Annotated in this window: 12 protein-coding genes and 1 other RNA gene; 6 read left to right on the top strand and 7 right to left on the bottom strand. The window is 39.1% G+C overall.

Annotated elements, in window-relative coordinates:
- From argG to CLV57_RS08925, 5 genes are all read right to left on the bottom strand, one after another.
- Window positions 1–1200: an argininosuccinate synthase gene (gene argG / locus CLV57_RS08945; protein ID WP_100340957.1), complete on the bottom strand. Its 1200-nt coding sequence runs from the start codon at window positions 1198–1200 to the stop codon at window positions 1–3.
- A gap of 89 nt (window positions 1201–1289) precedes the next feature.
- Entirely contained in the window at window positions 1290–1946 is a 657-nt protein-coding gene (locus CLV57_RS08940) for an N-acetyltransferase (protein WP_100340956.1), read from the bottom strand.
- Between the two features lie 393 nt (window positions 1947–2339).
- Window positions 2340–3296 carry a YpdA family putative bacillithiol disulfide reductase gene (locus CLV57_RS08935; RefSeq protein WP_100340955.1) on the bottom strand — a complete coding sequence of 319 codons (957 nt, stop codon included), beginning with the start codon at window positions 3294–3296 and terminating at the stop codon, window positions 2340–2342.
- A 110-nt stretch (window positions 3297–3406) separates the two neighbouring features.
- Window positions 3407–3505, bottom strand: an RNA gene (gene ffs, locus CLV57_RS08930) — signal recognition particle sRNA small type.
- A gap of 83 nt (window positions 3506–3588) precedes the next feature.
- Window positions 3589–4524 (bottom strand): cation diffusion facilitator family transporter, encoded by a 936-nt coding sequence (locus CLV57_RS08925; RefSeq protein ID WP_100340954.1) that lies wholly within the window; start codon window positions 4522–4524, stop codon window positions 3589–3591.
- A 113-nt stretch (window positions 4525–4637) separates the two neighbouring features.
- Here CLV57_RS08925 and CLV57_RS08920 point away from each other — a divergent pair, with 113 nt between their 5' ends.
- Complete coding sequence (locus CLV57_RS08920) at window positions 4638–5321, top strand: DUF4397 domain-containing protein (protein WP_100340953.1); 684 nt, start codon at window positions 4638–4640, stop codon at window positions 5319–5321.
- A 153-nt stretch (window positions 5322–5474) separates the two neighbouring features.
- On the opposite strand, the gene CLV57_RS08915 is transcribed toward CLV57_RS08920, so the two are convergent.
- Together CLV57_RS08915 and CLV57_RS08910 are read right to left on the bottom strand one after the other, a co-directional pair.
- Window positions 5475–6677, bottom strand: coding sequence for a GAF domain-containing sensor histidine kinase (locus tag CLV57_RS08915; RefSeq protein WP_100340952.1), 1203 nt, complete (start codon window positions 6675–6677; stop codon window positions 5475–5477).
- Window positions 6678–6754: 77 nt separating this feature from the next.
- Window positions 6755–7624: a LysR family transcriptional regulator gene (locus CLV57_RS08910; protein ID WP_100340951.1), complete on the bottom strand. Its 870-nt coding sequence runs from the start codon at window positions 7622–7624 to the stop codon at window positions 6755–6757.
- A 92-nt stretch (window positions 7625–7716) separates the two neighbouring features.
- Here CLV57_RS08910 and CLV57_RS08905 point away from each other — a divergent pair, with 92 nt between their 5' ends.
- The 5 genes from CLV57_RS08905 to CLV57_RS08885 all read left to right on the top strand — a co-directional run bounded on the left by CLV57_RS08905 (window position 7717) and on the right by CLV57_RS08885 (window position 12794).
- Window positions 7717–8439, top strand: a complete 723-nt coding sequence (locus CLV57_RS08905) for a class I SAM-dependent methyltransferase (RefSeq protein ID WP_100340950.1) — start codon at window positions 7717–7719, stop codon at window positions 8437–8439.
- Window positions 8440–8574: 135 nt separating this feature from the next.
- Complete coding sequence (gene ppnP / locus CLV57_RS08900; protein WP_100340949.1) at window positions 8575–8856, top strand: pyrimidine/purine nucleoside phosphorylase; 282 nt, start codon at window positions 8575–8577, stop codon at window positions 8854–8856.
- Between the two features lie 92 nt (window positions 8857–8948).
- Window positions 8949–9278, top strand: coding sequence for a YbjQ family protein (locus CLV57_RS08895; protein ID WP_100340948.1), 330 nt, complete (start codon window positions 8949–8951; stop codon window positions 9276–9278).
- Between the two features lie 331 nt (window positions 9279–9609).
- A complete protein-coding gene (locus CLV57_RS08890; RefSeq protein ID WP_100340947.1) occupies window positions 9610–9825 on the top strand; it encodes a hypothetical protein in 216 nt (71 codons plus the stop codon).
- Window positions 9826–10034: 209 nt separating this feature from the next.
- A complete protein-coding gene (locus CLV57_RS08885; RefSeq protein WP_100340946.1) occupies window positions 10035–12794 on the top strand; it encodes a hypothetical protein in 2760 nt (919 codons plus the stop codon).
- Window positions 12795–12806: the final 12 nt, after the last annotated feature.

The following is a 12806-nucleotide window of genomic DNA, read 5'->3' as shown; positions in this document are numbered from 1 at the left end:
TTAAGCTTCGGTGGCATTTACTTTATGGTAGATCATTACCTGATTACCAAATATTTTAGAGAAGCCTTTGACGTCTTCCCCACTCCATGCGTTGTTCATTTCACCGTAGCTGCCAAATTTGTTTGACATTAAATCGTGGTCAGACTCGATGCCTACAACCTGGAAACGGTAAGGCTGTAATTCAACAAATACTTTACCGCTTACCTGTTTCTGCGTATCGGTAAGGAAGGCTTCCATATTACGCATAATTGGGTCGTGGAACTGTCCTTCATGCAGCCAGTTACCGTAGAACATAGATAACTGATCTTTCCACGTTAACTGCCATTTGGTTAGTGTGTGTTTCTCTAAAGTATGGTGCGCTTTAATGATGATCATTGGTGCAGCAGCCTCAAAACCAACACGACCTTTTATTCCGATAATGGTGTCACCAACGTGAATATCTCTACCAACACCATAAGAACCGGCAATAGCTTGCAGCTCTTGTATCACTTTGGTTGGATGGTCAAATTTTACGCCATTTAACCCAACTAACTCGCCTTTCTCAAACTCCAACTCAACGTTTTTTGTTTCGGTTGCAGTAACCTGAGTTGGCCATGCATCTTCAGGTAAACCAAGGTTTGAAGTAAGCGTTTCTTTACCACCTACAGATGTACCCCATATGCCCTTGTTGATAGAATACTTGGCCTTTTCAAAATTCATTTCAACACCATGTTTTTTAAGATATTCTATCTCTGCTTCACGGCTCAATTTCAAATCGCGTATTGGCGTAATGATACCTACGTTAGGAATGAGGATATTGAAGATCATATCAAACCTAACCTGGTCGTTACCCGCACCGGTGCTGCCATGTGCAACAAACTCAGCGCCTATCTCTTTAGCATAATTAGCAATAGCTGTAGCCTGGCTAACGCGCTCAGCGCTTACAGATAGCGGGTAAGTATTATTCTTAAGTACGTTACCGTAAATTAAATAGCGCACGCAGGTATTGTAAAAGTTCTTAGTCTCATCAACCACATGGTGAGAGGTTACACCCATTTCATAAGCGCGTTTTTCAACCGTTTTCAGCTCTTCTTCACTAAAACCGCCGGTGTTTACAATTACCGAATGCACTTCGTAACCTAAATCTCTTGTAAGATAAATACAGCAAAATGAGGTGTCTAATCCACCGCTATAAGCTAAAACTACTTTCTTTTTTTCCATTGTTGTTGGTTATAGAGACGCAATACCTTACGCCTTTTATTAATTATAGTTGTAAGCAGACGCTACATATTGCGTCTATACCATTCATTCTATTTTAAAGACTCGTCCAAACTTTGCCCAAAACTCTTTATAGCAGTTTCAATACGTTTAAACAAATTAGCTTTGTGAGTTATTTTTTCCAGCTTGTTCTCCTGTTCCTTTTGTTTTTCGGCGGGGTCAAACAGCATAGCTGTACACATACAGTTTTTACGCTCTTTGCTGGTTAAAATATCATAATTAACGCAACTGCGGCAGCCCTTCCAAAACTCTTCATCCTGCGTAAGTTCTGAATAAGTTACAGGTTCATAACCTAACTCCGAGTTGATCTTCATCACCGCGAGCCCCGTAGTTAAACCAAATAGCTTAGCCTCAGGATATTTTTTACGAGAAAGCTCGAAAATTTTATGCTTGATAGACTTAGCCAAGCCCACTTTTCTAAATTCAGGAGAAACTATCAAGCCGGAGTTAGCAACAAAGTCGCCATGGCTCCATGTTTCAATGTAGCAAAAGCCTGCCCATGTACCATCTTTATGCAACGCTATAACCGCCTTTCCTTCCAGCATCTTATTGGCAACATACTCAGGCGAGCGCTGGGCAATGCCTGTACCGCGTGCTTTGGCAGAATTGGCCATCTCATCGCAAATTTGCTGAGCATAATCAACGTGTTGTGCGGATGCTACCTGTATATCAAAATCTTGTATGGTCATTATTGATGATAGAAAAATTACTTTTAAATTTTGGCTTTTAAGGCCTTAGTAATTAAAGTGTTTTTTGACGCAGAAGTTTAAAACAACTTCGGTTTTTTTGAGGCAACGCGCTTCAATTAAACTCTTGGGATGTAGAGTCTTCGTCGAGATGGGGTAAATAAAACAGTTGAAACCAAAGCAGCGGCTAACGGAGCTTTGGTAGCTCTCGCAGCAGGCTTATTTATGCTTTGAAGGTTCATTTCTATCGTTGTTTGTTTTATTTGAAATTTGACGCAAAAGTTTGCATTATTTTTAACTTATACAAGGAAAAAGTTGATTAAGTTGACTGAGTGAACAGGTAATAAAAATAAGTTTACAATAGCTTAATAATTCGCTGTGAATAAAAGCATTCAATTATCGCTTTGACACTATATCATCTAATATCATTTCTGCATGTACCCGCGAGTTTTCAATAAACCATAAATGTGTATCCAATCCGCCGCAAACCACTCCCGCCAGATATAAACCGGATAGGTTAGTTTCCATTGTTTCAGGATTGTATTGCGGGATAAATTTGTTTTCAGATAAATTAAGTCCCCATTTTTTTAGCAGCTCAAAATTGGGTTTATAACCCGTCATGGCCATTACAAAATCATTCGAAACAGTCACTACTCCTTCAGGCGTTTCAATATCTACTTCGTATTCGCGAATAGCTTTTAAATTGGAATTAAAATAAGCCTTGATGCTCCCCTCCTTTATTCTGTTCACAATATCCGGACGCACCCAATACTTAACCCTGTTACTTACTTCTTCACCACGAATAACAAGCGTAACTTCGGCGCCCTTTCTGTGTGTTTCTAATGCTACATCAATGGCAGAGTTGCTTGAGCCTACTACAACCACCTTTTGCATTGCAAAATAATGAGGGTCTTTGTAGTAATGTTTAACCTTTGACAGGTCTTCGCCGGGTATATCAAGCGTTACTGCAACATCATAAAAGCCAGTAGCGATAATTACATTTTTAGCTTGGTAAACTGCTTTTATGCTTGTAACTGTATATATCCCCCCCTCCGCGGTTATGCTTTGCACCGCTTCAAAAAGCTTTACAGGTAAATTATGAGATGTAGCAACCCTGCGGTAATATTCAAGGGCTTCGGCACGGTTTGGCTTGTTGTTGATGGTTACAAATGGAACGCCGCCAATCTCCAGTTTTTCGGAAGTGGAAAAGAAGGTCATTGTTGACGGGTAGTTAAACAATGAATTTACCAGGCAGCCTTTTTCAACAATAACAAAATTCAAACCTTCCTTTTGCGCGCGCAGTCCACAGGCAATACCAATAGGGCCAGCACCTATAATGATCAAATCAAGCATTGTGCTAAGATAGCGGTTTTGAAAAGATTAGTTTTTGAAGATTAAAGATTGGTTGAGAAAGACCAGAAAATTTACATTTAGTAAATCATTCCAAAAAATAATGCACAAAAAATGGGTAAGCTACTTTTATCGCGCCGCTCAACTCTCTACCCTTGCTGCGTTCCCACCCTGGGGGAGTTCAAGAGGAGCTGGCCGTAAAAGACTTACCCACCGCAAATATAGAAAAACCTTTGCTTTGCGGTTAACAAAATGTTAAAACTGGCGGTATTTGCTTTAACACGCACATTAACAACTAAATATATTTTTGAATATTCGGGTCAACGCGTCTTTCATACACCTCAGGCTGAATTATTACGAATTTTATCAGCCTGTATTCCGCTTTAATATGGTCGCGAATGCGGTCAATGGCATCATTTATCTGCGCTGTGTTTTGGTCGGGTTTAAATGCAACAATCAGCATTAACAGCACCTCCTCCGGCGATTGGTAACTGGAGAGCAGATGCATTAAACGTAGCACTGAGGCATCTTCTTCAACTATTGCCCTAACCCTGACCTTTGTTTTCTTGCTTATCCCCTCTCCCATTAACAAGCTCCTGCTCTCCCTGGCCAGTATCATTGATACAAATACCAATAGCAAACCAACAAGTAATGAAGCAACGCCATCAATAAAGGGTTTATTTAAATGATGACTCAGCCACAAACAAATTAATACAATGAGTAAACCCAATACAGCAGCGGCATCTTCAAAAAGCACCAGGAAGGTTGATGGATCTTTGCTGTTAACAATAGCCTGCCACCAACTTTGACCATTTCTAATTTTGTTAAATTCAATAGCGGCTATTATTAATGACGATCCCTCAAATACGATAGATAACGAAAGCACCACATAGCTCCACTTCGGGTTACCTAATTCTATTGGATGCAAAATATGCAATATGCCCTGGTAAATGGATATACCGCCACCCAGCCCAAATATCATAATAGACACTACAAACGACCAGAAATAAAGCTCCTTACCATATCCAAGCGGATGGTATTTATCGGGCTTTTTCTTGCTTAACCGTATACCCAACAGCAGCAAAAGCTGATTAATTGTATCAACAACCGAGTGCACGCCCTCGGCTATCATGGCAGAACTATTGCTCACCGCGCCGGCAATAAATTTAGTTACTGCTATAAGCAAATTAGCTGCTAACGCGCTGTAAATTGACTTTTTAGATGAGGCCATGCCTTAAAAATAACATACATGGTTTTTTGTTTTTACCCACCATAAAATCATTTTTAAAACCATTAGCTATATGTCATTGTTAAGTAATTATTAAATAAAAAACAGATACCCTTATGAAACACTTAGTGAAAACACATCAAATTAAAAACCTATTCATCGCATCAGCTTCTTTATTATTTCTATCATTAGGCTTGTCCTCATGTTCAAAAAATAACGACGAAGCACAGATGGGTACATCAGCAGTAATTGCCATAAACGCAGCATCATCTGCGTCAACGGGGCAAGATTTTTATGTAAATAACGTAAAAATGAACTCATCCGCTTTGGCTTATTCGCAAAATACAGGTTATGTGAACGTTCAAAATGCAACTAACGTCCAGTTTAAATCAGCAGGTACATCTACAGTTAATGCAACTTCAAATGTAAACTTCGCTGCAGGCAAAAAGTACTCGGTTTACTTTACTGATGATAACGCCATTGTGTATCAGGAAAACGATCAAACTGCTCCATCATCAGGTAAAGCACGTGTTAGATTTGTAAACCTTAGCCAGGCATTATCTGCAAAAGCGGATGTTGGTTTAAACGCAGGCGCAAAATTCATTTCAGACCTTGCCTACAAAGCAGTTTCTGCTTACAACGAGGTTAATGCCGCCACTACATTTTCTTTATACTCAGCAGGTTCAACAAGCGTATTGTTAAACTTACCAGTTACTATTCAGGCCGGAAAAATTTATACTATTTATTTTTCAGGCAAAACAACTGCAACTATAAATTATCAGGTGGTTGTTGAAAATTAATATGGTATTAAAAATATCATAATAAAAGCGGAAGGCCCTTAAAAAAGGGCCTTCCGCTTTTATATTTGCCTAAAAAGATGAGACTTTTTGGTTTAGCAGTTTTATTTATACTGGTGGTAATGTTTGTCAGAACAATGCGCAGATAACGCATTATTAAACTACCAGTTGCGGTAATTGTATTTCAAAGGTTGCACCTTCGCCTGGCTTTGATTTAATATGGAATGTACCGTTCAAGCCATGCACCAAATGTGTAACCAGCGCTAAACCAAACCCGTAACCCTTTTCGCCTTCTGTACCTTTTGTTGTTGCAGAAATACCACCCAAAATTTGATCGATCGCCTCCGCCGACAATCCAACCCCACTATCACTAACAATAATTTGCAGCATTGTTGGGGTGTCTTTTTCGGTTTGCAAAGTTAATGACACTCTTACCTGACCACCTTCGGGTGTAAACTTCATAGCGTTAGATATGAGGTTACCTATTATTTGCAGCAATTTATTTTTTGAAAAAGGAACAGTAGCGGTATCCGGCGATAAATGCACACCGAAATTAATATTTTTATTCCGCGCTTGCGGACTGTATAACTTCTCCAACTTATCCTTCAATAAAATAAGATTAAACTCATCAGCCCCCGGGGCTTTTGTCTCTTCGGCAGTAAGTATCTCATCGGCCAGTTCTAAAAGCGATTTACCACTTTTCTGTATCAAATTAATAAACTCCAAAACCTCATCAATCTGATTGGTTTTACCCTGCTCACTTATAATTTGGGCCAAACCAATTATGCCACCTAAGGGGCCCCGTATATCATGAGCAACTTTCTTTTTGGTTTCATCCGCCTGTTTTAGCTTTCCCTTTAAATCGTTTATCACCTTAAGAGCCCGCAAACGATTAACTATCTCGTTGGCTATTATCTTTAATAGTTCGGTCTTTTCCGGAGAGATAGTTTTTAGTTCTTTGTCGAGCATGCACAAAGCGCCAATGTTGTTACCTTCCGGCGTTGTAAGTGGTAAACCATAATAATACCTCAGGTTTGGGTCATCGGTTACATAAAACTTATCCTTAAAACGTTCATCAACTGCAAGGTCGGCCACTTCAAATGGCGTGTCACCCATTATGGTATATTGACAAACCGAGTCCTCGCGCGGCATTTGATCTATTTCCAAACCATGGTTTGATACACTCCATTGGGTAAATGAATCAATAAGATTAACCAATGATATTTTTGTACCTGCAACGTTAGCTGCAAGCCGGGCAAGGTCTTTAAAATTATCTTCTAAACTACTGTAATCCAGGTCAAATTCTGAAAGATCTAAAACCCTTTCAAATTCGTTTTTCGGGACAGGTGGATGAAACATGTTGTTAAAATTGAATATTTATTATAAAACACTGCAATTTACGGCAGCGAATAAAAAATAAAAAATATTACCATCATTTATTCGGAGTAGTTTTCAATAAACCATTTAAGCGCAGCGTTTTGATGCGCAGCTTTATAAGCCAGAACAACCTCTGTTTTAACAGGAATATGAGCTAAAGATATAAACTGCAATTGCTTGTTATCATTTTTTGCTGATAAGGGCAATATTGAAACACCTAACCCAGCTTCTACTAATTGCAAAATAGAATGCACATTATTGGCTTCGTGAATAATGTTAGGTACAAAACCCAGCCTGCTGCAAATTTCTAACAAGCTTGCGTGGTAATGCGGAGCATATTCTTTATTAAAAAATATGAAAGGCATGTTTCTAATAACTCCCCCAATATCGTTTTGTGAGATTGGAAGGGTATGCTTTGCCTGCATCACCAACATAAATGGTTCAAAATACAAACTATTTACCTTCAGTTTAGTAGACTGTACCGGAGCTCTCAAAATGCCAACATCTAACCTCCCTTGTTCAAGCGCCTCTATCTGTTTAATTGTAGGTCGTTCAAACAAACTGGTTTTAACGTAGGGGAAATTTTCTCGCAACAATTTAAGAACCATTGCCATTCGAGGCTGATAAAGTGAGCTGATATAACCAATACGCAACTCTCCGCTTTCCGCCTCGTGTATTTGTTTTGTAACACGTTTGCTTTCTTCAAGCCGCGTTAGTATACCATCTACTTCATGTAAAAAATAGCTTCCGGCATCTGTAAGTTGCACCCTCTTATTAGTTCGGACAAATAATTGTGCGCCCAATTCATCCTCCAATTCTTTTATCTGTCTGCTTAGCGGGGGCTGAGATATAAACAGCGCCTCGGCGGCTTTCCTAAAGTGCAGAAGCTCTGCCACCGTTTTAAAATAAATAAGATGTCGTATTTCCATTGATACCTTTAAAATATCATTAATTGACAAAATTGATATTTTTCAAATATTGATAAAGCAATTAGATTTGGCAATAGCTAACAAAAACACTTATGAATTACGATTACTCAAAAAAAGCAGGCAATAAAGAGATACGCGAACGTTTTGACAACGATGTTGAACGATTTTCAAACCTCGACACCGGACAGTTAACTACTATTGATGCCACCGTTACAATGGAACTTTGTACTGAAGCAGCCAAATATGTCAACCCAATCGCTAAAGATCTGTTAGACATTGGTTGCGGCGCCGGTAACTACGCTTTAAAAATGCTTGAAAAAGTAAGCGATTTGAACTGCACGCTTAATGATTTAAGCAGGCCGATGTTAGATAGAGCAAAGGAACGTGTTAGCGCGGCTACTACTGGCAGGGTAACTATTTTACAGGAGGATATGCGCAACCTTAACTTACGTGATGAGAGCTTTGATATAGTATTAGCCGCCGCTACTTTACATCATTTGAGAGATGATGCAGATTGGGAACATGTTTTTAAAAACATATACCGTATGCTTAAACCGGGGGGCAGTTTTTGGATATCAGACCTGATAACACATGATGCTGAACCACTCAACCGTTTGTTCCATCAAAAGTACAGTGATTATCTGGACACATTAGGCGGACCGGAGTACCGTAAAAAAGTACTTGATTATATTGCTTATGAGGACACTCCGCGTTCAGTAAACTATCAAACAGATCTATTGAAAAAAGTTGGCTTTAAACAAGTTGAAATACTGCATAAAAACTCATGGTTTGCTGCGTTTGGCGGAGTAAAATAATAGTAGGCCGACACATGTCAAATGGTTCTCTACACAATATTCCGTAGTGATGAATTATCAATGTTGGCTCATGGACTAACAACTATGAACTATGAAACAAAATTCCCATCTTCGGGCACTTAATAAAAAAACACAATGATAAACGTAAACGAATACTTTGATGGTGCTGTAAAATCGCTTGGCTATGCATCAGCTGAAGGTAAATCAACCATCGGCGTAATTGAAAGCGGCGAATACGAATTTGGCACATCAAGCCATGAAACAATGATAGTTATTGAAGGCGAGCTGATTGCTCTTTTACCAGACAATAACGAATGGAAAAGCTTTACCAATGGCCAATCATTTGAAGTGCCGGCCAACTCCTCATTCAAAGTAAAAGCTACAGCGCAAACCTCTTATTTGTGTAAATACAAATAATTTAAGCGCTGATGTAATTTTTAGCCCGCATTATATTCTAATTTAAAACCGTTAATTAACTTACGGGTTTAAACTTAAAATTATAACGAAAAATGGATACTTCATTAGTTACCACGGCCAACTCATTAGATGGCTATAAAATTGTTAAGCAATTAGGCGTTGTACGCGGTGTTACTGTACGTAGCCGCAGCGCGCTTGGTAATATAGCAGGTGGTTTTCAATCTTTATTTGGTGGCAGACTTTCAATTTATGTTGAGCTTTGCGAAAACACCAGGCAGGAAGCTTATCAATTGCTGATTGAGCACGCAAGGGTTATGGGAGCAAATGCAATTATAGCTATGCGTTATGATGCAAACGAAATAATGCAGGGAGTTACCGAGGTATTGGCTTATGGTACAGCAGTAGTTGTTGAAAAAGAGTAAATACAGTAGTGATATTTATTAAAAGCCGTTTACGTTTGTAAGCGGCTTTTTTCTTTTAATATAAAAATGTATAACCTTATTTAATGCTTTTTATGCTATAAAACTTACATCACAACGGTTAAATTGAGTATATCTGCAAACACATTTTTGCGTTAATGGGCAATAAGTTTTCCACATAATGCAAAAAAACATCAAAAAAAGCGCGTTTCTAACATTTTCAGGAATAACTTTTAGTTAACCCATTGTACATGTTAATAACAATACATTATGTTTGTACAAACAATTATTACCTAACAGAGTTAAAAAATTTTAAAACATTTAAGAACTTATCATGGCAACACCTAAAAGTGGCGGCATTACCGCCTATTCAGTGAAGACAAAAACTAAAAATGTACCGATGGTTGATCCTGTTATCGATGTAAAATCTGGCAGATACATTGCAACCGGTACCGATGGTCAAGGAAACAAAATGGCTGCTATTATGAGCAAAGCAACTGCCGAAGGCCATATTAGCAGTGGTGCCGCTAAAAAAGGAAGCGGCTGGTAAAAAATACCACAACCTGAAATTTTACAAGGCAGAATTCTGATAAGGGTTCTGCCTTGTTATTTTAACAGCAAACTGTAAATTATTATTTAAAGAAAAGTTATAGCGCTCCAAATACTATAAATGCTAAAAAAATGTTAAAATAGCATGTTTAAATGCCATGCCCGGTGTAACTTGCCTATATTAGCCAACATTCGAAAAATCAATTTCAAATGAGCCTTAAGAGATTTACCTTTTTACTGTCATTGTTTTTATTGGTCGCAACATCGGCCTTTTCACAAACCGATTCCATTCCGTTAGTTACGATCGCTCAAAAAACGGCCGATTACAACACACAGTTTCCAATTGAAAAAGTGTACCTGCATTTTGACAAACCTTATTATGCAGTTGGCGACACTGTTTGGCTTAAAGCTTATGTAACTGCCGATAGTTATGGCGAATTGAAACAAAGAGTTCCCTCTACTCTTAGTAATGTTGTTTATGTAGATGTTATCCATCAGGATACCATTGTACAAAAGCTTAAACTGGCAGCCACAAAAGGGGTTGCTTTTGGCAATATAGCTATAACAAAAGCAAGGTATCAACAGGGTAATTACCAAATACGCGCTTATACTAAATGGATGCGAAACTTTGATGCAGCCTACTTTTTTGACAAGACAATAAGCATAGGCGATGCCATTAATAAAAACGTACAAACCAATATTTCACTAACATCATCAACACAAAATAACGCTGCTAAAGTACAGGCAGTCATTACCTATCGTAATCCGGATGGTAGCGCCATAGCAGGAAAAAAGGTTAATTGGAAGGTACAAACCAAAGATGACGAGGTGCTATCAAAAGGCAAAGAAACTACCGATGCCAACGGAAACATCAGAGTAGCTTTTAACACCAATAAGTTAACAGATCTGGCTACGAGTAAGCTCATCACTGACATTGATGCGAACTCTAAAGAAGTAACTAATCAATTTTCCTTAAAAAATACCGGTGCTTCAATTGACCTTCAGTTTTTCCCGGAGGGTGGCGATCTGATAACAGGTGTTGCTTCGAAAGTGGCGTTTAAAGCCATTCAACCCAATGGTATGGGTATTGATGTTAAAGGAAGTGTTACTGACAATACCGGCGCAACCGTGGTTGATTTTACATCGCAACATTTGGGTATGGGCGTTTTTAGCCTCACTCCTGCTGCAGGAAAAACCTATAAAGCCACTGTTACGTTTGCCGACGGTTCAAAAAACACGTACGATCTACCAAAAGTAAGTGCTCAGGATTTGACCATAAGCATAGTCAACGTGTCACATCAACGCATAACCATGAACCTTCTTTGTAATGATGCATTTCTTCAAAAAAACAAAGGCAAAAGGTTCTATTTAATGGCAACAAATGGGCAGGCCATATTTTATGCTGCACAAACGGCTCCACTTGATGCAACTACTTATCCTGTTCTTTTGCCCAACAAAATGCCATCAGGCGTAACCAAGATAACTGTACTGGGCAGTAACGGCGATGCGCTTTCAGAGCGGCTTGTGTTCGTCAATAAACCTGATGACCAGTTAGCACTTACACTAACCACGCCTAAAACTGTTTACACCTCGCGTGATAAAGTGGTGATGAGTGTAATGGCAAAAAATGGCGCACAACCTGTAGAAGCTGACCTTTCAGTAACCGTGCTCGACGAAACTAAAGTACCATTTGATGAAAACTCTGAAACAACTATTTTAAGCTATCTGCTGCTAACATCAGACTTAAAAGGATATATAGAAAAACCCAACTACTACTTCAATAATGCTAATGATAAAACTGCAGCAGACCTTGATGTATTAATGCTTACGCAAGGCTATCGCAGATTTGCTTATAAAGACATTATAGCCAACCGCTTACCTGTTCAGCCCAAATTTTTAGCTGAAGATGGGATTACCATAACAGGAACACTGCGCACTTCTGCCGGCGTGCCAATTAATCGTGGTAATGTAAATTTTGAGATCAAGGATCGCCGCATATCAACTAATACCACTACCAATACAGTTGGCGAGTTTGCCTTTTCTAAGTTGTATTTCCCGGATTCGTTACAAGCTATGGTGAGCGCTAAAGGAAATGCCAACAGTAATAACTTTATGATATTGGTTGACAATGAGTCTGCGCAACCTATAACGCCAAGTATAAACGCCCCCGCAGCGTTTGTTAATATTGATAGTGCTATGCGGCCTTACCTGCAAAACAGTAAAAAGGTAGCTGATAACTCAAGAGTACTTAATGAGGTTACCATCCGCGCTAATGTTGCACCTAAAGTTAAAAAGCCAAGTCACGCTGACAACTCTTCGCTAACGGGTTTAAGTGCCTTTGCAGACCATACAATTGATGGTTCTACCCTGGTTTGCCCAACCATGTTTGATTGCTTAATGGGTTCGGTAGCCGGTTTGATGGCCGACCAGAATAATTTGTACATCAGAAGATATTATCAACAGGGAGATCAAAGACCTGTAGCTATATATTTAAATAACATAATGCTTGATTATGCGGGGCTTAGATCTGTTGACCCAAAAACAGTTGAATCTGTTGAGGTATTTATGAATGATGGAGTGAGCGGAATTAACCGCATGAGCAACACGAATGGTGTTGTGGTGATCAATTCAAAACGCGTAGAAACACCTAAAATGAGTAAAGACCAGATAACCGCTGCATTAGAGGATCTGATGCCTGCTAATAGTGGTGTTAAGATAAAACCAAAAGGCTTTAGCGCGGCAAGAACATTTTACAGCCCGCGTTATGACGTTACTAAAGAAAGTGCCATAGGAGGCGATTTGCGTACCACTATTTACTGGAACCCGCGTATAAATACAGATAAGGCTACCGGTGCTACAAGTTTTGACTTTTTTAACTCTGACGGAAAAGGTACTTACCGCGCCATTGTTGAGGGTATTGATGCCAACGGTAATATCGGGCGATCTGTTTACCGGTATAAAGTTCAGTAAAACAAAGGGCCG

It is taken from the genome of Mucilaginibacter auburnensis, from assembly GCF_002797815.1.
Classification (GTDB): Bacteria; Bacteroidota; Bacteroidia; order Sphingobacteriales; family Sphingobacteriaceae; genus Mucilaginibacter; species Mucilaginibacter auburnensis.
Note: the sequence above shows the minus strand (reverse complement) of the source record. Positions and strands in the feature narration are given on the sequence as shown.